Annotated in this window: 36 protein-coding genes and 1 pseudogene; 27 read left to right on the forward strand and 10 right to left on the reverse strand. The window is 27.0% G+C overall.

What is annotated here, in order from left to right; genetic code table 11:
• Positions 1-11 precede the first annotated feature (11 nt).
• On the reverse strand, positions 12-359 hold the full coding sequence (locus Q3304_RS10870) for a hypothetical protein (protein ID WP_223153301.1): 348 nt from the start codon (positions 357-359) through the stop codon (positions 12-14).
• A gap of 490 nt (positions 360-849) precedes the next feature.
• On the opposite strand from Q3304_RS10870, the gene Q3304_RS10875 reads away from it, so the two are divergent.
• The 5 genes from Q3304_RS10875 (at position 850) to Q3304_RS10895 (ending at position 5521) form a co-directional block, all read left to right on the forward strand.
• Positions 850-1860, forward strand: a complete 1011-nt coding sequence (locus Q3304_RS10875; protein ID WP_407814503.1) for a DUF4116 domain-containing protein — start codon at positions 850-852, stop codon at positions 1858-1860.
• Positions 1861-1995: 135 nt separating this feature from the next.
• Positions 1996-2484, forward strand: coding sequence for a flavodoxin family protein (locus Q3304_RS10880; RefSeq protein WP_054276085.1), 489 nt, complete (start codon positions 1996-1998; stop codon positions 2482-2484).
• 175 nt (positions 2485-2659) lie between these two features.
• Positions 2660-4588, forward strand: a complete 1929-nt coding sequence (locus tag Q3304_RS10885; protein ID WP_407814504.1) for an EAL domain-containing protein — start codon at positions 2660-2662, stop codon at positions 4586-4588.
• Positions 4589-4786: 198 nt separating this feature from the next.
• A complete protein-coding gene (locus Q3304_RS10890) occupies positions 4787-5197 on the forward strand; it encodes a universal stress protein (protein ID WP_054269444.1) in 411 nt (136 codons plus the stop codon).
• Positions 5198-5218: 21 nt separating this feature from the next.
• Positions 5219-5521: a PTS sugar transporter subunit IIBC gene (locus Q3304_RS10895; RefSeq protein ID WP_407814505.1), complete on the forward strand. Its 303-nt coding sequence runs from the start codon at positions 5219-5221 to the stop codon at positions 5519-5521.
• A 114-nt stretch (positions 5522-5635) separates the two neighbouring features.
• On the opposite strand, the gene Q3304_RS10900 is transcribed toward Q3304_RS10895, so the two are convergent.
• On the reverse strand, positions 5636-6328 hold the full coding sequence (locus Q3304_RS10900) for a FadR/GntR family transcriptional regulator (RefSeq protein WP_407814506.1): 693 nt from the start codon (positions 6326-6328) through the stop codon (positions 5636-5638).
• Between the two features lie 255 nt (positions 6329-6583).
• On the opposite strand from Q3304_RS10900, the gene rbr reads away from it, so the two are divergent.
• From rbr to Q3304_RS10930, 6 genes and pseudogenes are all read left to right on the forward strand, one after another.
• Positions 6584-7120, forward strand: coding sequence for a rubrerythrin (gene rbr, locus Q3304_RS10905; RefSeq protein ID WP_407814507.1), 537 nt, complete (start codon positions 6584-6586; stop codon positions 7118-7120).
• Positions 7121-7151: 31 nt separating this feature from the next.
• The gene (locus tag Q3304_RS10910) at positions 7152-7541 is read left to right on the forward strand and encodes a Fur family transcriptional regulator (RefSeq protein ID WP_054269446.1); all 390 of its coding nucleotides are present in this window, start codon (positions 7152-7154) and stop codon (positions 7539-7541) included.
• 37 nt (positions 7542-7578) lie between these two features.
• A complete protein-coding gene (locus Q3304_RS10915) occupies positions 7579-7965 on the forward strand; it encodes a desulfoferrodoxin family protein (protein WP_054269447.1) in 387 nt (128 codons plus the stop codon).
• A 126-nt stretch (positions 7966-8091) separates the two neighbouring features.
• Complete coding sequence (locus tag Q3304_RS10920) at positions 8092-9534, forward strand: glutamate synthase-related protein (protein ID WP_407814508.1); 1443 nt, start codon at positions 8092-8094, stop codon at positions 9532-9534.
• Between the two features lie 185 nt (positions 9535-9719).
• Positions 9720-10535: an MBL fold metallo-hydrolase gene (locus Q3304_RS10925; RefSeq protein ID WP_407814509.1), complete on the forward strand. Its 816-nt coding sequence runs from the start codon at positions 9720-9722 to the stop codon at positions 10533-10535.
• 608 nt (positions 10536-11143) lie between these two features.
• Positions 11144-11365 (forward strand): annotated as a pseudogene (locus Q3304_RS10930) (hypothetical protein); the annotation flags it as partial.
• Positions 11366-11512: 147 nt separating this feature from the next.
• Here the strand turns inward: Q3304_RS10930 and Q3304_RS10935 are convergent.
• From Q3304_RS10935 to Q3304_RS10950, 4 genes are all read right to left on the reverse strand, one after another.
• Complete coding sequence (locus tag Q3304_RS10935) at positions 11513-12631, reverse strand: tyrosine-type recombinase/integrase (protein ID WP_407814510.1); 1119 nt, start codon at positions 12629-12631, stop codon at positions 11513-11515.
• 57 nt (positions 12632-12688) lie between these two features.
• Entirely contained in the window at positions 12689-13090 is a 402-nt protein-coding gene (locus tag Q3304_RS10940) for a type II toxin-antitoxin system HicB family antitoxin (RefSeq protein WP_407814511.1), read from the reverse strand.
• Between the two features lie 454 nt (positions 13091-13544).
• Entirely contained in the window at positions 13545-15209 is a 1665-nt protein-coding gene (locus Q3304_RS10945; RefSeq protein ID WP_407814512.1) for a DUF4041 domain-containing protein, read from the reverse strand.
• Positions 15210-15464: 255 nt separating this feature from the next.
• Positions 15465-16913: an SAP domain-containing protein gene (locus tag Q3304_RS10950; RefSeq protein ID WP_407814513.1), complete on the reverse strand. Its 1449-nt coding sequence runs from the start codon at positions 16911-16913 to the stop codon at positions 15465-15467.
• A gap of 510 nt (positions 16914-17423) precedes the next feature.
• Here Q3304_RS10950 and Q3304_RS10955 point away from each other — a divergent pair.
• Positions 17424-17555 carry a hypothetical protein gene (locus Q3304_RS10955; RefSeq protein ID WP_407814514.1) on the forward strand — a complete coding sequence of 44 codons (132 nt, stop codon included), beginning with the start codon at positions 17424-17426 and terminating at the stop codon, positions 17553-17555.
• 21 nt (positions 17556-17576) lie between these two features.
• Here the strand turns inward: Q3304_RS10955 and Q3304_RS10960 are convergent, their stop codons facing one another.
• A complete protein-coding gene (locus Q3304_RS10960) occupies positions 17577-17948 on the reverse strand; it encodes a helix-turn-helix domain-containing protein (protein WP_407814516.1) in 372 nt (123 codons plus the stop codon).
• Between the two features lie 188 nt (positions 17949-18136).
• Here Q3304_RS10960 and Q3304_RS10965 point away from each other — a divergent pair, with 188 nt between their 5' ends.
• From Q3304_RS10965 to Q3304_RS10975, 3 genes are read left to right on the forward strand one after another with little or no spacing between them, the layout of a single operon-like run.
• Positions 18137-18364 carry a helix-turn-helix transcriptional regulator gene (locus tag Q3304_RS10965; RefSeq protein ID WP_407814518.1) on the forward strand — a complete coding sequence of 76 codons (228 nt, stop codon included), beginning with the start codon at positions 18137-18139 and terminating at the stop codon, positions 18362-18364.
• A 39-nt stretch (positions 18365-18403) separates the two neighbouring features.
• Positions 18404-18862, forward strand: coding sequence for a helix-turn-helix domain-containing protein (locus tag Q3304_RS10970; RefSeq protein WP_407814520.1), 459 nt, complete (start codon positions 18404-18406; stop codon positions 18860-18862).
• A gap of 2 nt (positions 18863-18864) precedes the next feature.
• Positions 18865-19677, forward strand: a complete 813-nt coding sequence (locus Q3304_RS10975; RefSeq protein ID WP_407814522.1) for a phage antirepressor KilAC domain-containing protein — start codon at positions 18865-18867, stop codon at positions 19675-19677.
• 110 nt (positions 19678-19787) lie between these two features.
• Here the strand turns inward: Q3304_RS10975 and Q3304_RS10980 are convergent, their stop codons facing one another.
• Positions 19788-20132 carry a helix-turn-helix domain-containing protein gene (locus Q3304_RS10980; protein ID WP_407814524.1) on the reverse strand — a complete coding sequence of 115 codons (345 nt, stop codon included), beginning with the start codon at positions 20130-20132 and terminating at the stop codon, positions 19788-19790.
• A 169-nt stretch (positions 20133-20301) separates the two neighbouring features.
• On the opposite strand from Q3304_RS10980, the gene Q3304_RS10985 reads away from it, so the two are divergent.
• Genes Q3304_RS10985 through Q3304_RS11000 form a run of 4 tightly spaced genes read left to right on the forward strand, consistent with a single transcriptional unit; the run spans position 20302 to position 21898 of the window.
• Positions 20302-20493, forward strand: a complete 192-nt coding sequence (locus Q3304_RS10985; RefSeq protein WP_407814526.1) for a helix-turn-helix domain-containing protein — start codon at positions 20302-20304, stop codon at positions 20491-20493.
• Between the two features lie 32 nt (positions 20494-20525).
• Positions 20526-20978: a helix-turn-helix domain-containing protein gene (locus Q3304_RS10990; RefSeq protein WP_407814528.1), complete on the forward strand. Its 453-nt coding sequence runs from the start codon at positions 20526-20528 to the stop codon at positions 20976-20978.
• Between the two features lie 28 nt (positions 20979-21006).
• Positions 21007-21714 (forward strand): antA/AntB antirepressor family protein, encoded by a 708-nt coding sequence (locus Q3304_RS10995; RefSeq protein WP_194655109.1) that lies wholly within the window; start codon positions 21007-21009, stop codon positions 21712-21714.
• A gap of 46 nt (positions 21715-21760) precedes the next feature.
• Positions 21761-21898, forward strand: a complete 138-nt coding sequence (locus Q3304_RS11000) for a hypothetical protein (RefSeq protein WP_407814530.1) — start codon at positions 21761-21763, stop codon at positions 21896-21898.
• 12 nt (positions 21899-21910) lie between these two features.
• On the opposite strand, the gene Q3304_RS11005 is transcribed toward Q3304_RS11000, so the two are convergent.
• Positions 21911-22078: an Arc family DNA-binding protein gene (locus Q3304_RS11005; protein WP_407814532.1), complete on the reverse strand. Its 168-nt coding sequence runs from the start codon at positions 22076-22078 to the stop codon at positions 21911-21913.
• A gap of 122 nt (positions 22079-22200) precedes the next feature.
• Between Q3304_RS11005 and Q3304_RS11010 the strand changes: the two genes are divergently transcribed.
• The 4 genes from Q3304_RS11010 (at position 22201) to Q3304_RS11025 (ending at position 23699) form a co-directional block, all read left to right on the forward strand.
• The gene (locus Q3304_RS11010) at positions 22201-22377 is read left to right on the forward strand and encodes a toxin-antitoxin system HicB family antitoxin (protein ID WP_407814534.1); all 177 of its coding nucleotides are present in this window, start codon (positions 22201-22203) and stop codon (positions 22375-22377) included.
• The gene (locus tag Q3304_RS11015) at positions 22370-23008 is read left to right on the forward strand and encodes a Bro-N domain-containing protein (protein ID WP_407814536.1); all 639 of its coding nucleotides are present in this window, start codon (positions 22370-22372) and stop codon (positions 23006-23008) included. The genes Q3304_RS11010 and Q3304_RS11015 overlap by 8 nt, the downstream gene beginning before the upstream one ends.
• A 45-nt stretch (positions 23009-23053) precedes the next feature.
• Positions 23054-23383: a helix-turn-helix domain-containing protein gene (locus tag Q3304_RS11020; protein ID WP_407814538.1), complete on the forward strand. Its 330-nt coding sequence runs from the start codon at positions 23054-23056 to the stop codon at positions 23381-23383.
• A 127-nt stretch (positions 23384-23510) separates the two neighbouring features.
• On the forward strand, positions 23511-23699 hold the full coding sequence (locus tag Q3304_RS11025; protein WP_407814540.1) for a hypothetical protein: 189 nt from the start codon (positions 23511-23513) through the stop codon (positions 23697-23699).
• Between the two features lie 140 nt (positions 23700-23839).
• Here Q3304_RS11025 and Q3304_RS11030 read toward each other — a convergent pair whose 3' ends face one another.
• On the reverse strand, positions 23840-24010 hold the full coding sequence (locus tag Q3304_RS11030; protein WP_250780034.1) for a hypothetical protein: 171 nt from the start codon (positions 24008-24010) through the stop codon (positions 23840-23842).
• A gap of 141 nt (positions 24011-24151) precedes the next feature.
• Between Q3304_RS11030 and Q3304_RS11035 the strand changes: the two genes are divergently transcribed.
• The 4 genes from Q3304_RS11035 to Q3304_RS11050 all read left to right on the forward strand — a co-directional run.
• Positions 24152-24304, forward strand: a complete 153-nt coding sequence (locus tag Q3304_RS11035; protein ID WP_074179946.1) for an Arc family DNA-binding protein — start codon at positions 24152-24154, stop codon at positions 24302-24304.
• Positions 24305-24314: 10 nt separating this feature from the next.
• The gene (locus tag Q3304_RS11040; protein ID WP_407814542.1) at positions 24315-24530 is read left to right on the forward strand and encodes a hypothetical protein; all 216 of its coding nucleotides are present in this window, start codon (positions 24315-24317) and stop codon (positions 24528-24530) included.
• Positions 24531-24541: 11 nt separating this feature from the next.
• A complete protein-coding gene (locus tag Q3304_RS11045; protein WP_407814544.1) occupies positions 24542-24859 on the forward strand; it encodes a hypothetical protein in 318 nt (105 codons plus the stop codon).
• An 83-nt stretch (positions 24860-24942) separates the two neighbouring features.
• Positions 24943-25260, forward strand: a 318-nt coding sequence (locus tag Q3304_RS11050; RefSeq protein WP_407814546.1) for a siphovirus Gp157 family protein, incomplete at its 3' end; no start/stop codon positions are given.

Genomic DNA, 25260 nt, shown 5'->3' on the forward strand with positions numbered 1-25260 from the left:
TAGGTTGTTATTTAATCATAATTTTCTACTTCTTTATCAAGTTCTTTTCCACAAGAATCACATTTATATATAGCATTATATCCGTAATCATATTCATCAACTATTTTCTTTTGTCTAAATACACCGCCACACTCACATAAGAAACCGATTTTTATAAGTGTAACAATAAATTGTGACTTTATAAATTTTATATCATTACATTTGTCATTAGTATAAAATGTATAAATGTAAGAGTTATCACATTCATCTCTTAATTCAAATTTTTCAATATATGTGCTGTTTTTTAATTCCTCAAATTCTTCTTTAGTCAAGTATGATTTTTGTTGCAATTCCTGTAAGCGTTTAATTTGGTCCATCATTTATATCCTCCCAATAATTTTAGTGTTTTAAGCTTAGACAAGGATTCTAAGTTTTATTAAATTTATCTCAAGGAATTATTTAAATCATATTTAGTTTTATTAATGATAAGATATATAAATTAGATAAAATAAAACTAATTGTAAAAATAATATCCTATGAAAACCTAAATTACTAACCCCTTACTAACCCGAAAACTAAAAAAGAAAAAAGAAAAATATATCCAAACATAAGTGATATATAAATAAAAATATTCTATATAAATTTAACTTTAAATATTCTGACAATAATATATAAAAATATATTATAGTTAAAATATACCACATATTTTGGGTATTGTATACTGGAATTAAGGTAATTAATTTATTTTTTAACATACAAATGATTGTGTAAAAAAAAACAAGACTCAAAAATTTTTATATTCTTTGATAGAATAAAAATAAGAGTAAATTTATTGAATTTTATAAAATTTATAAGGGGTGAGTTTGGGATATGCAAGAAAATAAAAATGATATATTTGAATCAATAGATAATGATGATTTTGATAATAAGACAGAAGATGAATATTTAGAAATAGTAAGAAAAAATGGATTGAATTTAATATACATAAAAAATCAAACAGAAGAGATATGTTTAGAGGCTGTTAGACAAAATTGTAATGCAATAAAATGTGTTCAGAATCAAACAGAAAAAATATGTTTAGAAGCAGTTAAACAAGATTGGAGAATGTTAGAATTTGTGGAAGAACCAACAGAAGAAATTTGTATGTTAGCCATTAATCAAGATGGAACAGCATTAAAATACATAGAAAACCAAACAGAGGAATTGTGCTTAAGGGCTGTTGAAAAAAATGGTGCTGCATTGGAATATGTAAAAGAACAAACAGAAGAAATATGTATAGAAGCAGTAAGAAATAGTGAATTTGGGTTAGCTAGGGTAAAAAAACAAACAGAAAAAATATGTATGGAAGCAGTTAAGCATTGCAGTTACAATCTAAAATGGGTAGAAAATCAAACAGAAGAAATATGTATGGAAGCAGTGAGACAGAATGGGCTTGACTTGAAATTTGTAAAAGAGCAAACAGAAACAATCTGTTTAAGAGCAGTAAGACAAAATGGAATGGCGCTAGAATTTGTAAAGGAACAAACTATTGGTATATGTTTAAAGGCAGTGAGACAATACGGAATGGCATTAAAATTTGTAAAAGAGCAAACAGAAGAAATTTGTACAGAAGCTATAAAACAAGATAAAAGAGCACTTAGTTTTGTAAAAGAAAATAAAGAAAAATATAAAGCTTTATGTGATAATAATGAGCCATTTGCAAAACGCTATGTTAGAAATGTAATAGAAAAAGAAAACAGAGCATTGATTAAAAAGGGAGAAGAAAATGCAAAAATCAAAATTGCAGGAAAACTTTACGATAGAGGAATGTCATTTCAAGATATATCAGACATTGTAGAGATTGAAATAAGCAAATTAAAAGTGAGTTTAGGTATCTTTTAAAGCAATAAATTTAGGTATTTTTTTAATTGAATAGTTAATAAAAAAATAATCAACTAGTTCTTTGTAGTATAGTAAAATTAGTGCTATAATTTGACATATAATAAATTATTTTTATTGAATAAGGGGGAATTAAAGTTGAAGATTACCATATTATATCAAACAAGAAGTGGAAACACAGAAAAGGTAGCTAAGATGATAGAAGATGGAGCTAAAAAAGTAGATGGTGTAGAAGTTAAACTCATGAGATTTGACAATATTGACTCAGATTATTTAAGTGAAAGTAAGGCAGTGATATTTGGAACACCAACTTATTTAGCAAATACAACTTGGGAAGTAAAAAAATGGTTTGATGAAGATTCAAGAAAAGTCAACTTAGCTGGAAAATTGGGGGCAGTTTTTGCTACATGTGACTATGTATGTGGAGGTCCAGATGTTGCGATACTTACTATAGTAGGTCACTTGATGGTAAAAGGTATGCTTGTGTACTCTGGAGGAGGCTCTTTAGGGAAACCATTCATACATTTGGGACATGTACATTCAGTTGAAGGACCAGAAGTACAAAATGAGAAGGCCATAATATTTGGCGAAAGAATTGCTACTAAAGCAAAAGAACTATTTGCTTAATTTCTATATGCATAGTAAGAATTATAATAAATTTAAATTTTTAGTGGGGATTTGGTGTAAAAGTTATAAAATAAAAATTTTTCCATAAAATTACTCAAGATAAATTATGATATAATTATAAATCAATTATATTATTAAAATAATTAAAATTAAACATTAATAGTGAGGGAAGTTTATGGTATGGCATATAGAATATGAAATTTTTTCTGCAATTATAGTTATTTTTTTAATGGTATATTTTTTTAGAAGTAAATTTATACCTACGTTACAAAACAAAATATATTGTGCACTTTTAGTATTCTCATTTTTATTTATAGTTTCAAATATTTTAGGCTCATTTTGTCTAAATAATGTAGATGAAATTCCAATTTTTATTACTGTTTTATTGAATCAAGTATATTTATTATTATTGCCAATACCAGCAGCACTTGTATCGTTTTATGTTATGGCTATTATTTATCAAGATATAAGGTATATGAAAAAAAGATTATTATTTTTATCTATACCACTCATAATTTGTATAATCTTATCTATCACAAATCCTTTTACACATATTCTATTTGGATTGTCAAAAGAAACAGGTTATATACGAGGTTATGGATATGTTGCAACTTTTGCATCGTTTTTCTTTTATGCAATATATTCAGCATTTTTGTCTTTTAAATATAGAAAAGCGATGCATGAATCAAAAATATGGGCTATTAGAGGTTTTCTTATAGTTTCAGTTGTAGCAATTATATTACAGGCAATATTTTTACAGTATCTTCTTACAGGAGCTGCATGTGCATGTAGTTTACTTTTGACATATCTTTCTATGCAGAATCGAGGTCTTATTATTGATGACCTTACTGGTGTACTCAATAGACAATCTTTTATTCAAGAGTTAGATTTAAATATCAATACTGAACAATCAGGATTTATTATTACAATTGCACTTGATGACTTTAAATTTATGAATGAAACTTTTGGGACTAAAAATGGAGATATTGCATTAAAAGAAGTCGGAAAATATTTGATTCACATACATGATGTAAATCATGTATACCGAATAGGTGGAGATATATTTTCTATTGTTGTAAATAGTCAACTAGGTATACAACCAGAGGAGATTATTAAAAAAATAGAAGAAAGATTCAAAAAACCTTGGTTAGTAGAAGAGATAAATTTTAATTTGGCAACTAGTATTGCTGTTGTTTATTATCCCGAAAATGCTGAAACAACAGAAGATGTCATAGTTGCTATAGATTTTTCTATACATGAGGCAAAGCGTTCTGAGTCAAAGCATGTTATTTATGCAGATGCATCTATAAGTGAGAAGATAAAGAAGAAACATGTGATTAAAAATTGTTTAAAAGAGGCATTAGAAAATGATGGATTTGAAGTGTACTATCAACCAATATTCTCTAATAGTAAAGGTAGGTTTACTTCAGCTGAAGCATTACTTAGGATGGAACATAAAGACTTGGGATTTATACCTCCTGATGAATTTATAACAATTGCAGAACAAACAGGGTTGATTAACTCAATTGGGTTAGTAGTTTTTGAGAAAGTATGTAAATTTGTAGCTAGTGATGATTTTAAAGATTTGAAATTAGATAATATAGCTGTTAATCTTTCTGTAGTGCAGTGCATGCAAAAAAACTTGGCTGATGATTTACTTTATCTTATGGATAAATACAATGTATCACCAACTAAGTTTAAACTTGAAATTACAGAAACTGTGGCATTAGGTTCTTTTAATATAATTAAAGAAACGATGGAAAGATTGATTGATTTAGGAGCTAAGTTTTCACTTGATGACTTTGGAATTGCTTATTCTGGAGTTACTAATATGCTTTCTTTGCCATTCTCAATAATTAAGTTAGATAAGAGTTTGATTTGGTCTATGAATGAAGATGACAGGCACAAACTTACAGTTGAAACTATTATAGCTCTTATAAATAAATTGAACATGAAAGCTGTAGCAGAGGGTGTTGAGACTGCTGAATGTGCTGAAGACTTGGCAACTATGGAGTGTGAATATTTACAAGGTTATTATTTTTCTAAGCCAGTTCCAGAAGATATTTTGAAAAATCTATTGAGAGGAAACGCACTTGTAGACTAATATCCTTTATTTTTTTAATTACAATTTTGTTCATTGACACTGTCAGTTATATATTATAAAATTAACACAATAACAAATATTAAAATTATTATACATATTATTAATATTAATTCCTAAAGTAAAGATTTATTATATATTTTTATAACTTAGAATATATATTTTACTTAATTATTCTAAAGTAAGAAAGGAAGATGTGACATGAATAAAAAGAAAATATTAGTACCAATTGATGGGACAGAGAGAAGTATGCATTCTTTGGAATTTATACAAGGAATATTCAAAAAAGATGAAGTCGAAGTAGAAATAATGAATGTAAAAGAACTAGTATTTATTGATGGCATATCCCTGGCTGAAGAAATAAAGAATTCTGAGAACTTAGGAAGAAGAATCCTGGATAAAGCAGCAGAGATAATGGGTGAGTATGATGTTAAAGTACACTTTACTTTTGGATATCCAGGAGATGAAATAATTAGAAAAGCAAAAGAAGATAATGTAGATTTTATAGTTATGACAAAATCTACTAAAAAAGGTCTTACAAGAATTATAGGTTCAGTAACAGCGAGTGTAGTTAAACAAGCAAAGTGCATAGTAATGATTGTACCGGAGTAGAATTAGTGAGGTATTTGAAATATGAATAAAAAGATAGTAGCAGTTTGTGAAAGTGAAAGAAGTTTAAATTCTCTTAAGGAAGCTGCAAATGATTTAGGATTTGATTTAGTTTATGAAATTCAAGAGAATGATAATATAAAAAATGAACTTTCAATTTATGATATAGAAGATGCATCTATTGTATTATTTGTTACAAGCGATTCTATAGAAAGTATAGATAAGATTGACAGATTCGTAGATAGAGAATTTTATGAAGTTGATCCAAAATATATAATAGAAGATGCAAAATCTATAGTAAGTGAAATTTTAATAGACTTAAATTAATCGTGGGTGTCGCACTAAAAATAGGGCGACGCCTTTTTATGTATTTTATAAGAAAATCCCAATTTATTTAAAATTGAGATTTTCTATAAAATAGATTTAAAATAAAGTATAAGCTTAATCATGTTGAAATAACTGAATAACATCTTCCAAATGATTGTACATTGATGTGTAACCTAAGTCAGAATCTTTATTGTCGAAGCCTATTATTATATTATTATGATGGCTAATCATATCCTGTAAAGAGTTTCTATATTTAAACCCAAAGTATTGGTTAGAAGACACTGTTTTAGGTATTAACTCATAATATTTTATAAAAATTGGATTATGAGAGGCCAATATTATTTCCTTATGAAATTGTAAGTCAGCATCATAACATTCTTCTATAAAACCTTGAGAAACCTTATCTAGTTCTTCTACTGACTTCAAATAGGCATGTCTTATTTTTTGAAGTTCTTTAGTAGTAGCATTTAAAATTGCCAATCTTGTAGCTTCACTTTCTATAAGTTGTCTTGACCTTAAAGATTCAACATAAAATTCTTGTATGTTGTGATTTTTATATACTTCATTATCATCAAACAGGTCAATTTTTTTGAATCCTTCAACTATAGGGCTTGAGTAAGGTATAGCCCTAAGTATTCCTTCTTTACAGAGTATGTCTATGGCGTTTCTTACAGGGATTCTACTTATATTAAACAAGTCAGCAATCTTTCTCTCACTTGGTAATTTACTATTAATTTTAAAAGTTCCATTTAAAATATTTAATTTAATATAATCAACAATTTTTTCAGTGGCATTTAAGTTTTTCATAAGAACTCCTAAACATATAATTTTTTTATGATTGTAGAGTATTTACATCAGAAAAGAAATAAAAATTGTAGCTAAAAAATATTTCATGGACTGAGAATAAATCTAAAATATATTTTTTTAATAATATGTTAGAAAATGAGAATATTTAAATAAAAAAAAGAATATTATATATAGTTGACAAAATGTGGAAATTAATATATTATATAAATATAGAAATAGTAATCATTACTATTATTGAAAAGGGAGGAATTAATTATGAATTTAAAAGGAACTAAAACAGAAAAAAATTTAATGGCAGGATTTGCAGGAGAATCAGAAGCAAGAAACAAATATACATACTATGCTTCAAAAGCTAAAAAAGAAGGTTATAATCAAATAGCTGCTATATTTGAAGAAACTGCTAACAATGAAAAAGAACATGCTAAGTTATGGTTTAAGCTTTTACATGATGGCATACCTTCAACAGAAGAAAATTTAAAAGATGCAGCAGCAGGTGAAAACTATGAGTGGACTGATATGTATGCAAAATTTGCTAAAGAAGCTAAAGAAGAAGGATTTGACAAAATAGCTTATTTATTTGAGGCTGTTGGAAAAATAGAGAAAGAACATGAAGAAAGATACTTAAAGCTTTTAGAAAACTTAAATGAAGGAAAAATATTTAAAAGAGATGAAGAGGTTGTTTGGCAATGTCAAAACTGTGGTCATGTTTATGTAGGTACTGAAGCACCAGAAAAATGCCCAGTATGTGACCATCCAAAGGCTTACTTCAATATAAAAGCTGAAAACTATTAAAAATTATTATAATTAAAAAGGAATGTTAACTATGAAATTTTCTAAACAAAGAGAACTGATTTTAAATGAAATATTAAATAATCCGGTTCACCCTACTGCGGATTACCTATATGAAAATTTAAAAAAAGATAATCCAAATTTAAGCTTAGGAACTGTGTATAGAAATTTAGCCCAGCTGACAGAACATGGCTTTATAAGAAAGGTTAGTATTCCAGGAAATCCAGATAGATTTGATGGTAGAATAGATAATCACTATCATATCATATGTGAAGTATGTGGAGAGGTGTACGATTTAGAATCTGATGTTCTTAATAATTTAAAAGAATCAATAGCAGAGGAAACAGACATAAAAATAACATCTTATAACATAAGTTTTAAAGGGATTTGTAATAATTGTGAAAAGTGTAGCCAAGTAGGTTAACTTTCAAATTCTAAAAAATAATTAATGAGGTGAGTTTATGTGTAGTGAACAAAAATTTTTTATATGTGAGACTTGTGGAAATATTGTAGGAATGATACAAAATAGTGGCGTACCTGTTTTCTGTTGTGGAAAGCCTATGAAAGAGCTTGTTCCTAATACAACAGATGCAGCAGTTGAAAAACATGTACCTGTGATTGAAGTAGAAGGAAATAATGTTACTGTAAAAATAAGTAGCGTTGCTCATCCAATGACTAAAGAACATCATATAGCATGGGTATATCTTATGACTGAGCAAGGTGGTCAACGTAAATGTCTAACAGTAGATGGAGAACCTATAGTTAAATTTGCTTTGAATGATGATGATAAAGTGATTTCTGCATATGCTTACTGTAATTTACATGGATTATGGAAGGCTGAACTGTAATATTTAAATAAATTGAATTTAAAGGGGAGGCTATAAATGTATTTTATACAAATAGCCTCCTATAAATTTATATAAATTCAATTTTTAGTTTTATTTAATGTCAATATAACATAAGGAGAAAATAATATGTCAATTTATAAATGTAGTGTTTGTGGATATATTTATGATGAATCTAAGAATGATAAAACTTGGGAGGAATTGAGTGAAGACTGGGAATGCCCTGTATGTACAAAAGGTCGTAGTTATTTTGGAAAGATAAGTACTGTTTACTATGAAGAAGATGAAAAGGGAGCAGAAGATATTGCTGAAAATGAAACTGAGGTAACTAGTGAAAAAACAGGTGATTTAAACTACATAAATACATATTTAAGAAGAGATGATGAAGTTGAGAAACATATGGACATAATCCATGAAATGGCTGTTACAGGGAAGTCTATAATAGAACCTATGAGAACTAAACTACCAGTAATTTCTTGGGATGATATTTTAATTATGGGTGCTCAATTAAATCCATTACCTTTAAATGAGCATGATGAAGTAAATACAACAACAATAATAGGAAAAAAAGCAAAGAAACCTATGATTATAGAAAATCCAGTTTATATTTCCCATATGTCATTTGGAGCTTTGTCTAAAGAACTAAAAATAGCTTTAGCAAAGGGCGCAGCTAAAAGTAAGACAGCTATGTGTAGTGGAGAAGGTGGTATATTACCAGAAGAAAAAGAAGCTTCATACAAGTATATTTTTGAATATGTACCAAATAAGTACAGTGTCACTGAAGAAAATCTTAAAAATTCTGATGCTATAGAGATAAAAATTGGTCAAGGAACAAAACCTGGTATGGGAGGTCATCTTCCTGGCGAAAAGGTTACTGAAGAAATAGCAAAGGTGAGAAATAAGCCTGTAGGTCAAGATGTAATAAGTCCATCTTGTTTTGAGGAAATACAGTCTAAAGAAGACTTAAAGAAACTTGTAGATGAGCTTAGAGAAGTTTCAGAAGGGCGTCCAATTGGTGTTAAAATTTCAGCAGGACATATTGAAAAGGACATGGAATTTATAGCTTATGCGAAACCTGACTTTGTAACTATTGATGGTCGTGGTGGAGCTACTGGCGCAAGTCCAAAATTGCTTAAAGATGCAACTTCAATTCCAACAATATTTGCTCTTCATCGTGCTAGAAAATATATAGATACACATGAATTAGATATAGATTTAGTTATAACAGGTGGACTTCGTGTATCTACTGATTTTGTTAAGGCATTAGCTATGGGTGCTGATGCAATTGCTATTGCAAGTTCTGCTCTTATGGCAGCTGCATGTCAACAGTATCGTATATGTGGTTCTGGTAAGTGTCCTGTAGGAGTAGCTACTCAAGATGAAGAATTAAGAAAAAGATTACATATAGAAAATAGTGCTAATAGAGTGGCAAACTTCTTAAATGTAAGTTTAGAAGAACTTAAGACTTTTGCTAGGGTTTCTGGGCATAAGGATATACATGATTTAAGTGTTGATGATTTGTATACAGTTAACTCTGAAATATCAAATTATACAAATATACAACATGTATAGGTTTTAAGTTTAGAGCTATTAATAGATATATATATTTATAAAAATAAGAGTGAATATAGTTTATGTAAGGAGAATTTTACTTTGTAAAGTTCTCTTTATTATTGTGAAAATTAAAAATATTAAATTGTAAAATATTCTGTGATATCGTACTATTAAACTAAATAATATTTTAAGGAGTGATTATCATGGAAAGGTTAAAGATACAAGTTCTTGTTGATAATAATACATACATTGATAGATATTTTGTTGGAGAACCAGCAGTAAGCTATTATATTGAAATTGATGGTAATAAAGTTTTATTTGATTCAGGATATTCAGATGTATTTATATCAAATGCTGAAAAGCTAGATATAGATTTAGGCGACTTAACTCATGTTGTTTTTTCTCATGGGCATAATGACCATACAAGAGGTATTAAGTTTCTGAAAGATAAGTATGATTTATCTAAAGTTGAGCTTGTCGCACATCCTAATTGTTTTATACCTAAAAAAGAAGGCAATGAGAATATAGGTGCTCCATTTTCTGTTGATGAAATTAAACAAATTTTTATGTATATTCCTCAAGAAAAACCTTTTAATATAAGTGAGAATTGCATATTTTTAGGTGAAATACCTACTGTACATAATTTTGAAAAAAGAGCTAAAATGGGCAAATATAAAGTAGGAGATTTGTGGGAAGATGATTGTGTTTTAGATGATTCTGCTATAGTCTGTAAAACTGATAAAGGTCTTTTTATTATTACAGGATGTTCTCATAGTGGAATTTGTAATATAGTAGAGTATGCTAAAAAGGTATGCGGAGATGACAGAATCATTGGTATATTAGGAGGTTTTCATCTTTTTGAATTGGATGATAGGTTAGATAGTACAATTCAATATTTAGAGAAAGAAGGAATAAAAATGCTATACCCTTGTCATTGTGTTTCTTTTAAAGTAAAAGCTAAGATGAATGAAACTTTAAGTGTAAATGAAGTTGGAGTAGGGTTGACTTTAAACATATAAAATTTAAGTTGCTATTTAAAAGGAGTTGAACTTAAAATTTGATTAGGAAAAATCATTTTTAAGATAGCTCCTTTTATTATATTTATTTTTAAAAAAATTAATATAGTATTATATGAAATATTTTAAAAAAATTATTTTTAATGAGATTATATTTTCATTAATAAACAATTTTATCATGTATTAATAATGAGAAAATAAGTAGTAAATAAAATGAATTTATTTATATCTATGAATTATTTTAGAAATTATATTGATTATTCTTATTGAATCCAATAGTTTCAATAAAGATGATACTATATCAAACTTAATATATTATAATAATTATTATATTATTATTAAATAATAGTTATGTAATAATAAAAAATAATTTGTATAAAATTTAACATCAAAAAAGACATTTCATAAGAATAAAAAACAAAAAGATTTAAATATAAGTTAAAAAATAAAATGAATATATCAAAAATATTTAATATAAGGTGAAAGATAAACTATAAATGCTAATTTATTGGAAAAATCAGGTTGAATTTAAGAAACAAAAATGTTATTGTTTTATCAAGGAAGTGTTAAAAAATAAACTTTCGTTATAATTTTTAGGGGAGGATGGTTTCATGCAAAAAAATGTAAAAAAAGCAAAAGCAACAGGCTCTATTTTAGCTATTTTTGGAGTTGCAAGTGTTCTTTTTAGCTCTCATGCTGGAGGAGGATTTGCTACAGGGAATCAAGAAACTCAGTATTATGTGCAGTATGGATGGACAGCACCACTCATGGCAGTTTTAGCAATGATTATACTTACTGCTACTATGAGAGAAGTTATTATAATGTATAATAATAAATAAATATAAATAAGTGTAAATAAGCATTGAAACGTGTAGATATAAAGGCTTTTAAGTTAAACTATTATATAATAACTAACTGACAATTAACTGACAAAATCTATTTTATTAGACTTAACTGACAATTAACTGACAGTCAGTTTTTTATTTAAAAAGCATTTTACTCAAAGTATCAGAGGCTTCTTTGTCCATCTCTTCTAAAACATGCGAGTATCTATTCATAGTTATTTTTATATCTGTATGACCTAATCTTTCAGAAACCACTTTCATATTAGTTCCTCCCAAAAGTAGTAGAGTGGCACTTGTATGTCTTAAATCATGTATCCTAATTCTTTTTAAATTATTTTTTTCTATAAAATTGTAGAATGTTTTTCTTAAGGAAGATGGCAGAAATGGACTTAAATTTGTGTTTAGACAAACCAAATTGTTCCTATTTTCAAGCATCCCTTGCAATTTTAATTTGTTTTGTCTTAGTTTTTCTACTTTTAATTTTTCAATTAATTCTTTAGGAACTGATAAAGTTCTTTTTGATTTATGTGTTTTTGGTTCTTTAAAGTCTATTTTACCATTAGAATAGATAAGAATTTGATTAACACTTATTAGATTGTTATCTAAATCAATATCTGTCCACCTAAGCCCAATAGCTTCTCCCATTCTTAAGCCTAGTAATAACATTAATAGAATAGGTATTTCTATATTGTTATCAAGTAACTTTTCTATAAGCAACAAAGCTTCTTCTCTATTGTATATTTCAATTGTAGAAGATTTCTCTTTAGAAGGGATTTTCACAAAATCGCATGGATTTTCTTGAATTTCTCTTAACCTATATGTTTCTCTTATCACAGAACTTAGAAAACTATATCTTACTTTAGCACTAGTAAAAGTAGAGTTACTAAAGCTATAATTTATAAAAGACTGTATTAAACTAGGGCTTATATCTATAAGCTTTGTATCCTTAAAAAAAGGTTTTATGTAATTTTTAACCCAGGACTTTGTGTTTGTAACAGTATATGGAGACCAGCTATTTTTATTTATTTCTATGTATTTGTAACATCTGTCTACAAATATTATATTACTTGGGGTAACAAACTTATTATTGTTTATAGTAGACTTTATTTCAATTAAATATTTTTCAGCATCCTTTTTCTTTTCATAACTTCCATAACTTTTCTGTTTCTTTTTGCCAGTTTCTTCTTCCACATATTCCACATATACATGAAATTTTTCACTTCTTTTTCTTATAAAAGCTGATTTTATATTCATATGCACACTCCCTTTATAAGTTTATATAAAAGAGCAGTTGTACTGCTCTAATTATATCTAATGAATATTAAGATGATTTTTTAAAGCTTCTTGAAGTATCTGAGAAAAATTAACCTTATTTTTTTCAGCTTCTCTATTAAGCCATTGAGGGATAGTAAGTGTTTTTTTAACAGAATAATTCTCTATAGCTTTTCTGTGAATAGGCATATATATCTCTATTAAAGTTGGTATTTGATTTTTCTCTAAGTTTAATTTATCTATAGTCGTTGGATTCGGTATTATGTCATCATCTTCTTCCATGCCATACAGATGTAGCCCTAATGCTTCTTTTGCCATTTTTAAGGCTTCTTCTGTTGTATCTCCACATGTAAGGCAACCTGGTAAATCAGGAAATTCTATAGAGATACCATCCTCATCATAGCTTAGTACAGCAGGATATACATATATATCTTTTTTCATTTTATCAACTCCTTACAATTATATTATAAAACGTACTTATATACGTGTAAATAAGAAGAATAAACTAAAATAGAAATTTAAATGTAATATATAGGTAAAATATGTAATAATTATATGTTATAATATTTTTAGCAAGGAAAATAAAATTGAAAAGCTAAGGGTGATTTTCTCATATAAACGCCAAATTCCAATATAGGAAGGAGGTGAATTTATATGTTAATTAACTTTTTATTGAGTATAGTTGCTGGTATTGTATCAGCTTACATTTATGACAAAATAAAAAATCACCCAAACGCCAATAAGGGTGATTTAAAGAAATAACTTTTAAATTCTAATCAATTAGAGAAATTCACCTTTTACAAAGTAAATTTTATCTCCTTGCTATTATTATATCACAAATTGGTATAGATATTCAAAAATAATATTTTATTAAATTATAATTGTTTGAACATATTTAAGCTAATTTATTATTTAATTCTTGTATTCTTAACGTTTGTCTATATTCTTGTGCTTCTGCTAATTTTGTATATTCTACAGTCTTATCGAAATTTTTCTCAACTTCTGACCTTATTTCATCAAGAGTAACTTCGAAGAATTCTTTTCTATTATTTACCTTATTAACTCTTTTATTATCAAATGCTTTATGTAAAGCTGACTCTAATTTGGGTGCATCTTCACTAAATATAGTCGCATGTATATCATATTTAAAAGGAACTGATGCACTACTTAATTCGTTTATTCTCTCAGTTGGGTCTAATCTTCTAGTTACTCCTATTTTATATATATTTTCTCCAAAACTACCAATATTGGAGATTATGTATACATGTCCTGCTCTTGTATTTTGTTCTCTATTTAATACATCATCTAAATCTTTTGATAGTAAAGCTAGTTTTTCTTCTATAGAATTGATTTTTTGTTCCCATTCTAATTTGTCGTTTTCATCTTCTGGTATAGTTGATTTTAGTCTAAGCAATTCATTTTTGAATTGTAATTCTTCTTTTTTCAGCTTTCTTTTTTGATTCTCTATTTCTTTTTGAACAAGGGCTTCTTCTTTCATTTGTTCTCTCAAAGCTCTTTGTTCTTCTTTTTCTTCTTCCTTCATTTGAAGGTATTCATAATATAAATAAAGCTCATCTATTTTCAAATTAAGATAGTTTTCTTTTATAGAAACTTTATTTGAAGTATTTAATTTATTTGTATCAGTAAATGCTTTTCGTATTCTTTTTTCTATAGCATCAATATTTTTAAAACTAACTTTTGACATAGCAATGTCGCATTCACTATTGAAGAGCTTAAGAGCTGTTTTAATATTTTGATTAGTCATAGTTCTACCTTTTTGAACACTTCCATCAACAGTCCAAGAATCAGAATATTTTACACCTGTTTTATTTCTTATTAATAGTTTTTGCATTTCTCTTATTTCCTTTAATTTTTCCATGTACTTGTCAGAATTCTCAAAATCATATTTTGGATTATACAATCCAAATGATTGAAGCAGAACTTCATCTTCAGTCTGTATTAATTCTTCTGATAGCCTTTTTAGCTCTTCTTTTTTATTTTTTAAAGTTTCATTTATATCTCTAAGTTCTTCCCTCTCATCTTTTAATTCTTCTAAATGAGAGTTTAAAGTATTAATATTATCCTTAAGTATATTTTTATCCTTTATAAGATTATCAAGTCTTTCTTTTTCTATTTTTAATTCTTCAATAAGTTTAAATTTATCTTGGTTTTCTGAATCAAATTTATCGATTTCAGCTTTCTTTTTATCTAATAGAGTGAATAATTCTTTTAAAGTTTTCTCGTTTGATTCACATAAATCTTTAAAGTGTTTTTCTTTCATTTTAATTTTATCATTTAATGAAATATATTTATTATTGATTTTTTCGACATCAGATAATAGCATACTAATACTATCTTTATGTTTTTTCATTATCTTATTTCTTTTGAATAAGAATATTATTGCAACTATAAATGATATAGAGTATGTTGAAAATGTAGAAAGAATTAGTATAGATATAGTCCATAAAGAATAGTACCAGGGTATCCTGAAATTAAGAATTTTGATTTTTTCATCATTGATGAGTAAATCACTTTTTAACTGTTCATTTTCATTGTTCATATTAAAACTCCTTTTTTATTTTTTGTTCTACTTTATGATAACAACAATTTAAGTATATAAAATTTTATGCGTAATTTCCATATATTTGCAAAAAAAACGTAAAAATAAAACAAAATGGTAATTTTTTAAAAGAATTCAATTGGATTATAAAGATACGCTAATAGAAATTAGAAAAATATAAGTATGTTATCAGTATTTTTAGTATAAAGAAGAGCCACCTAAAATGAGTTTTAATCATTTTAAGTGGCTCTTTTGTTATTTTAGATATTCTTTTAAATATTTAATCCAAGCATCAATACCATCGATTAAGTGAATTAATTCGCCATAAATATGTTCTGAACCAAACTCATCTTTCATGTACATTATCCATTTTTTTCTACCTTGTAATTTAACTTCGCCAATGAAGTTGTCTGAAGTATCAAATACATTAAATGCTCCATCTGACATTCTATCAAAGGTAAAATTATCTTTTAATTCGTTTTCATACATTTTAATTTTAAGTATATTTAAAAAATAAATTTCATTTTCGTTAATTTTGAAGTTGTAATTTTTATTATTAACTTCGAACGGTATTGATTTGCTATTCTTAACAATATCTATATAATATGAATTTTTATTACTACCACTGTCAGTAGCTTTATATGTTATAGTAGAGTGATTGTGTATTGCATCATTTATACTATTTATAGCATTATTAATTTCGATACTATCGATTTTTTCTCCTGCTAAACGCTTTACTAACATAGAAGTTTTGGTGTTATTTCCTAACATATCACAAAGTATATATGATGATTTAATTATGTTATCTAATAGTGTGTCTTTTAAGTTTATATCTAATTTCTTTATGGTTTCGTAAGAACTAATTTGTATAGGTGCAATTTTATGATTTTCCCAGCTTATATTAATTCCTCTTGGGATATTTTTAGAGGATTCATATTTACAAATTAAGTCATATGCTTCCTCGTATTTATCAGTATAAATTAATTCTAAACACTGGTCTTCTAGGTCAGTGTTTTTAGTAACGGATTTATGTACATCTTTCAACAGTTCTTTTCCTTTATCTGTTAAAGCATAATATTTGTTTGAGTTATTAAAAAAATTAGATAAATCCTTCTGTGAGATTTCTTTTTCTATTCTTTCTATTAATTCAGCCTTTTTACCAGTTTGTTTAATATTATTACATTTTAATATTTCTTTCAATTCAGAAACGGTTAGTTTAGTGAGGTCTTCAATGTAATTTGAAACCCTAAGATAATTCATGTTGAAAAACTTAGAAATTAAATATGAATAATTAATATTATATTCATATGTCCAATAGGCTGCTATATAAGGTTCATATATATTTTCTCCAATTATGTATTTTAAGAAAGATTTTTCTATTGATGTAAGTGGTTTAGTATCCGTTTCTAATATATTGTTTTGCGGGTTAAACTCATTAACACTATTAGTATGTATATCATATAGGGCATCAGATTTTTCTCTTGCTTGTTTATCTAATTCATATAAATTTGTTGTATCATTATAACTCACATTCAAGATTTTATTAATTTCATTTTTTACTTCTACATTATGAGATGAAAGAGAATTACATTCTTGCGAAGGAGTTGTACTATCATTATAGGTTTGTTTTGATTTGTTCGATTTTTCATTGCAATCAATATTGTTTTTGTTTTTATTTTTTCTGAATAGATTTAAAATATTCATAAAAGATTCCTCCTGTTGAATTTAATTAATTTATAATGTGTTCTACTTTATGATAATAATTTAAGTATATAAAATTTTCTGTACAAATGCTATGTATATAAGAGAAAATATGCAATTAGATATGTTTAAGAAGGAATTAAGAGATTTACATGATATAAAAAATAAAATGAATATATTATTAAATAATATAAAAAATATTATATAAACTAGATATAAGAGGAAAATATAATAAAAAACACGATTAATAATATAGGGAAATGGAAAAAATATCCAACTCTCTACAAAATTCGATTTTTTTTATTACAATTGCCTGTTTTCTGTTGCAATTACTTAACAAAAGTATTATTATGTAAGTAAGATAATTATCAAAGACAATTCTGAATAGTCTGATTTAAAAGTTAGAAAATTAAAGGATACAAAGGGTATACATAAGCATAACTTATTAAATATTACAGGGGATTTATAACTAAAAATACGAACATAAGTTCGTTTATATGAGGGGGTAGTTGTGTGGATGAATCAAATAAACTAATACTAGAATTGAATAATATTTTTAGTGAATTAGAAAGTGTTAATACATATAAATTTGATGAATATAAAGAAATTATTAAAAACTTACACAACGAAAAAGAAGAGGAATAATTTCTCTTCTTTTAGATAAATTTATTTTTGATTATCAACTTTTGATTTTTCTTCTTCTATAAAAACCTGAGCAATTTTTAACATCTTATCTTTAGTTTTATCATCTAAATCAAGAAATATCTTTATTAATTCTTTTACATCATCAGAACTGTCTAGTTCATCAATGAAATTTTCATAATTATTTATTTGCTCATTATTAGTTCTACCTAAAAGAGAATCTACTGATATACAAAAAAAGTCAGCTAATTTGGTAAGTATTAAAGTGTCTGGAATTCTATTCCCGCTCTCCCAATTGCTTACAGTTTGTTTAGTTACATTAAATTTTTTAGCCAATTCAACTTGATTTAAACCAAGTTTAAGCCTTTCTTCTTTTATTCTATCTTGAAGAGTCATAATATTGCTCCTTTCATTGATGTTTATATAAGCAATTATAAACTATATGTTATATTTTTTATGAAATATATAACAAAATGAATACTTTTTTTAAAAAAATGTAAATTTTATGTTGACAGTAAACTAAAAGTAGACTATTATATAAATATAAAGTTAACTTAAAGTTGACTAGAAAAGAGGTGTTAATAATGAATACTAAAAAATTAAAGGCATATAGGAAACTAAATAATGTTAATCAATCTGATATAGCAAATTTACTTAATATAACTTTAGCTTCTTATTCGCATAAGGAGAATGGTAAAACTAAATTTTCTCTTGAAGAAGCGAAGACTATATCAGATTTCTTTGGTCTAAGTATAGAGGAAATTTTTTTTAATAATAGTGTCAACTTAAAGTTTACTAAAAGTATGAATTAAGCTATATACTAAGTTTACAATACTAGGGGTGAAAAATAAATGTTACAACAATACCAAAATATCTATCAACTAAGTAGAGAAAATACCAGTTTAACACAAGAAAAAGCATCTGAACTACTAGATATATCTGTAGAGAGTTTAAGAGCCTACGAGAACGACAAGAGGATACCAAACAATCAAATAGTAGCAAAGATGGTATCTGTATATAACAATAATTTGTTAGGCTATGAACATGTTAGAAGAACTACAGAAGCAGGAGTAATGTTCTTACCAAAACTAGAAATGAAAAGTCTTTCAAGTATAACTTTGAAGTTGCATAAAGAAATCAAAGATTACCTTAAAAAGGAAGATGATTTCATAGATATAGTTGAAGATGATGTGATTGATGAAGATGAAGAAGAAGTTTGGAATGACGTTATGGAAAAGTTAGAAGGTATATATGAAGCTATTTTAAAATTAAAATTTTCAAGAAATATGAAAACTCAAAAGGAGGTATAAACATGAAAGAGTTAACAATAGTAAAAGTCAACAATAAACTAACAACTGATAGCAGAGATATAGCTTTAATGGTTGAAAAGGAACACAAGATTTTACTAAGAGATATAAGAAACTATATAAATCAGATGGAAGAAGCTAATAAAAACATGAGTACAGATTTGTACCCATCTGATTATTTTATTGAAAATACTTACTCGGATGACTATAAAAGAGAAAAGCCATGTTATGCAATAACAAAAATAGGTTGTGACTTTATAGCAAATAAAATGACAGGAATAAAGGGAACTGCATTTACAGGAACATATACGAAAAAATTTGAAGAAATGGAACAAGAATTGAAACAACAGCAACCTAAATTACCAACTACATATAAAGAAGCCTTACAACAGTTGTTAACAGAAGTTGAGGAAAAAGAACAACTTCAACTAGAAAGTAAAATCAAAGACCAAGTTATAAATGAACTTAAACCAAAAGCTGATTATACAGATAAAATACTAAAAAGTGATAGTTTAGTTACAATAACTCAAATTGCAAAAGACTACGGAATGAGTGGCACAGAAATGAACAAATTACTTCATAAATTAAAGGTGCAATATAAGCAAAGTGAGCAATGGCTTTTATATAAGGAACATCAAGGAAAAAGATATACTCACTCAGAAACAATAGAGATAACTAGGACTAACGGAAATATAAGCACAAAAATGATAACTAAATGGACTCAAAAAGGAAGATTGTTTTTAAATGACTTATTAAAAGCAAATAACATATTACCAGACATAGAAAAAAGTAGCCAACAATTATCAATGTTAGGCTAGAACTTTGAAAACTAAATACAGAATATTTTGAAAAGGGAGTGATTAGATGCAAAGAGAGCAAACAACAATACGCCTGCCTAGAAAGTTATAAGAGAGCAGGCATATAGTAATTATTCTGTATCATTTTCTTTTTCTAACATTTTATCAGCTAAATCCTCAGCCTTACTTATAAATTTGATTTGGTTACGCTCATCAAATTTATGTAATAGAGATAAAATTTCATGGTCATTTTCAGTTAAGTTTGTATTATTTGTTTTATTGCATGTTATGCCTAACAATAGATAGTCAGTAGTAACATTAAAATATTCAGCTATTTTAACTATTGCATCTGAAGAAGGTTTGCCTTTTCCTTTTTTCCAATCGCTGACAGAACTATTGGAAATTTCCAAATCATTTGTTAGCTGTTTAGCTGTAATATTATTTTTTTTCATTAAATCAAGTATACGACTAATCACAAGATAAACCTCTTTTCTGAAAAATAATAGGAAAATTCCAATATATGTATTGACAATGTGGAAATTTCCAAATATAATATAACTATGATAACAATTACTTACGACAACAAATTGTTATATAAATTTAATTTTACCACAAATAAACACACTAATAAAGAAGGTGATAATAATGAATAAAAAATGTTTACCAAAATGGAGCAAAGAAGTTAAAAAAGCCATGATAGATAGAGATTTGAGACTAGATGATTTATCAGAGGAGTTAGGGTTATCAAAATATCATCTATCAGCAGTAATTAACGATAGACTTAAAAGTCCAAATGCAAAAGAAGCAATTTGTAAATATTTAAAAGTAAAAGGTTAATTATAGTATAACCTTTCAAAGAGGTGATTTGAATGTCATATGAATACCAAAATATCTACCAAAAAGCAAGAGAAAATACTGGTCTTACACAAGAAAAGGCATCTGAACTACTAGATATATCAGTAGAGAGTTTAAGAGCATATGAGAATGATAAAAGAATGCCACCAACTACAGTAGTTTCGAAAATGACAGAAATTTATAATAATCAATTTCTAGGATACCAGCACTTAAAATCTAGTACAGGGAATGAATTAATTGATTTGCCAAATGTAAAACTTAAAACAATTTCTAATGCAGCTCTAAAACTATACATAGCGATAAGGAATTACCTAAAGTTAGAAGATGATTTTATAAGAGTAGTTGAAGATGATGTGATAGACAAAGATGAAGAAGAAGTTTGGAATATCGGAATGGAAAGTATAGATGATTTACATGAAGCTGTACTAGGTTTAAAGTTTGCAACTAAAGCAAGTAATATTGAATAACACTAAAAATATAGAGAGGAAGATAGTCATGAATGAGCTTATAAATGTTGAAATAAATGAAAATCAAGAACCAATAGTAAATGCTAGAGAATTACATGAATTTTTAGAGGTGAATTCCAATTATACAACTTGGTTTAAAAGAATGTGTGAATATGGATTTACAATAAACGAAGACTTTATTCCAATTTTGGAAGAAAGTACTGGAGGACGACCAAGTGAAAATCATGCTATTAAGTTAGATATGGCAAAAGAAATAGCTATGATACAGCGTAATGAAAAAGGTAAACAAGCAAGACAATATTTTATTAAGATAGAAAAGGATTGGAATAGTCCCGAAAAAGTGATGGCTAGAGCATTAATTGTAGCAAATAAAACAATAGAGCAAAAAAATAAAGAGTTGCAAGAAAAAAGTAAATTTATCAATCAAATAGCATCATCAAAAAATAGTTTACTTGTAAGAGAGGTAGCAAAAATCATTTCTAAAAGCAAAGGGATAGTTATTGGAGAGAAAAGATTATACGAGAAATTAAGAGAATGGGATTTAGTATTTAAGAATTCTACTGAACCAAAGCAAGTTGCAATAGATAGAGATTATTTAGAAACCATAGAAGGTGTTAAGGAGAACTCAGCTGGCACATTTACTTTTAAAACAACTAGAGTTACAGGAAAAGGTCAAGAGTATATTTTAAAAAGACTATTGAAGGAACAGGAAGAACAATTATCAATGTTAGGTTAGAATTTTGAGAATTAAATACAGAATATTTTGAAAAGGAGTGATTAGATTGAATAATAAAAGGAAATATACTCTGAGTATTACAGAAGAACTATACAATAAGTGCAAAGAAAAAGCTAATCAAAGAGGTATGTCAGTAAATGAATACATACTGTTAGTGATTAGCAATAATTTACAAAAGTTTTAATTTTGCATAAACTTAAATATTAATTTTACCATTTACTTTCTCATAACTTTCAACATGTTTTTTTATCAATTGTTCAATCTCTTTATTAGCAGAACGACCTTCACTTTCAGCTATGTACTTGATTTTTTCAAGTAGATTGTTATCTATTCTAAGTGTGTATCTAGGTAATTTTGATGGCATAAATATAGCACCTCCCTTGAGTCTAAATGATGTCACTATTATACCACGTAAATTATTTCAAAAAAAGCATTGACGCAAAGGTGACGCAATGATAATATAATAAACAAGGAGGTGGTTCAAAAGTGACGGCAAAAAAGAGGATAACTGTTAGAATGCCAGACGAATTAAATGAAGAGCTACATAGACAATCTCAAAGAAAAGGATTAAGTAAAAATGCTTTTATAATAAATATCTTATGGAAAGAATTTGAGGATTTACAGGACTTAAAAGATGAACAGGAGGTTGATAAGTATGAATAACTTACAAATATTTGAAAAGATGGAGTTTGGACAAATAAGAATGGCAGAAATTGATAATAAGCCTTACTTTGTAGGAAAAGATATTGCAAAGTCTTTAGGTTATAAAAATACTAATGATGCAATTTTAAGACATTGCAAAGGGGTAGTGAAACACGAGGGGTTTAAAATTAATGGTATTAAGGCTGCTTTAATAACTGAAGGTGATGTTTACAGATTAATAGTAGGCTCGAATCTTCCAAATGCAGAAAAATTTGAGAGTTGGGTATTTGATGAAGTTTTACCATCAATAAGAAAAACAGGTACATATCAGTTACAACAAGATGTAATAACAGAACTTACAGGTACTGTAGGAGATTTAAAAGGCACAATAATAGAATATAAAAAGATGTGCAAGATAACTTGTTCTAAGAAACAACAGTATTCTAGATACATAAAAAATAGATTGGATATAAACAAGGCGAATAAAGAATACAACCAAGTAAAAGCGAGACTATTTTTAATACTTGGTGTTGAGAAATGGGAAGATATAGACTTTGACACTTCAAATAATCTAATACAAATTATAGATGATTGTATAAGAGTTATAAAGTCAGAGAGACCATATAAACAGCTAAGTTATTTTGAACTTTGAAAATTAAATACAGAATATTCAATTAATATAAAGGGAGGTTTGAGAATGAATGTAGCATTACAATTTATAGATACAGAAGATTTAGTAAAAGAGTTAATGGTACGAGATGATACAGTAGATTTCATTAAGATGTTTTTAGATAGAAAAGGAATTAAAAGAATGGAATTAATGACTATAGAAGAATTTTGTGAGTACTTGAAGATATCTGATGTAACAGCTAGAAACATGGCAAAAGAAGCTATGGTAACAAAGGATTTTATTGCTTTGAAAATAGGAAGAAAGTACATGATTGATAGAATATCGTTTGAAGAATTTATTATGAAAAATGCGATAAAGGATAAAGATGTAATGAAAAAGAGAAAGGGGGTGATTTAGTTGGAACTAGTAACATACAGAAATGTGCTTTTTTTACTCAAAAATGGAGAAAAGATTGCAACTATAGAGTTAAAAAAGAAGTTTTTAAGAAATAGATTTAAATTAAAAATAAGATAGGAGAGATAATTTGAAAACAATCTATAAAAACAAAGTTTACAAGGTAGAGAGAAACAAAGAGTTATATAAGATTACATACTATGACGAACAGATATGTAATAAGAGGTTTAATAAAGATAAAAAAGTTAAAAGAAGTGCATTAACAAGAGATATAAATGTAGTTAACACATATTTACCAGCTAATTTAAAAATAAAATGAGTTTAATCTATAAATAATTAAAGAAAAAGGTGATTAGATGCAAATAGAGCAAACAACAATACGCCTGTCTAGAGAACTTAAAGACAAGCTTCTAAAACAGGCAAAAGTTAAAGGATATACGTTAAAAGATATGATAATTTTTATTCTACAGGATTATCTTCGAAATACTTCTCAAGAATAAATTCAATTTCTCTACCTACAGAACGCTTATCTTTTTGAGCAAGTTGTTCGATTTTTTCAAAAAGAAGTTTATTAATTCTTAGTGTAAATCTCTTATCTTCTTCACGAGTATAAATATCTTTATTGGACATATTTTATCATTCCTTAATACAAAAATTTGACGTCTTTATGACACTTTAATAATAAAATAATTAATAAAGAAAGTCAATAAAAATGCTTGACGTCAAATGTATGACATGGTATTATTGAAACAAGGAAGGAGTTGACGTCAAATGTATGACAAAGACGAGAGAGTAAGGTTTACTTTTAGATTACCAGCAACACTACTTGAAAAAATGAAAATCATAGCATCGACAGAAGGCAGTTCAATGAACTCGCTAATATTGCACATACTTTGGGATTACATAAAAGAAATAGAAAAATAAGGAGGTAATTATGAATAAATTCGATTTAAAGAAAGTTGAAGTAGGAAATGCAGTAAAGGTAAATTGCAAAAGACTTGGTTTTGAAATTGATTGTATCGTAGTAGTGGCAACAGAAAATGAGCTAAATTTAGCTTACTACGACAAAGAAAGAGGATGTATGGAGTACCAAGCACTAATAGTAGAAGATGTTAGATATGGTGATTATGAGATTTTATTTTTAAATTAGGAGGATTTATTATGGAAAGTTTAAAAAAAGTAAAACAAATGGTGCAAAAACAATTAGATTTAGCTGAATTAGAGATAAGTAAAAATAGTGTGCTTTATGAGGAACTTAGAAATAAAGACAGGGATTTAATAGATGATGCACACATGAGAGATTATCTAAGAGAAATAGTTGCATGGCAAAGAGCAAAATATGCTGTTGAAAATATTTTAGAAAGTATAAATGTAGAGATTAAATCAAAAGAACATGAGGAAAGTGAAGATTACAAGAGATTTGAATTGTTTTTAGAAGAAATTGAAAGAGATAGACCTATAGATGTTCAAATAATGTAGAAAAGAGCCATTGCAAGTGGCTCGATTCAAATAACTATTAAAAAATTTAATTAAGCTAATTATAGCATAAATGGAGGGAAATTATGAGTACTTTATATGAATTAACTACAGATTTATTAGAAATAGAAGAAGGTTTAACAGAAATAACAGGAAATGAAGCTGAAAAACTAGAGGAAATAAAAGAAATAATAAAACAAGAGATACAAAATAAAAACACTAGAATAGTCTCAGTAATAATGAATATTGACAGTGATATAAGCTCTATAGATTCAGAAATTAAGAGGTTGCAAGAGTTAAAGAGAGTTAAAAAGAATAGTCTTGATAGGTTAAAAAGCAATATAAAAGATTGCATGGAATTACTTGGTACTAAGAAGGTAGAAACGGTCTTAGGAAATATAAGC

Origin of the sequence: Clostridioides sp. GD02377 (assembly GCF_045899875.1) — a bacterium.
Lineage (GTDB): Bacteria > Bacillota > Clostridia > Peptostreptococcales > Peptostreptococcaceae > Clostridioides > Clostridioides difficile_A.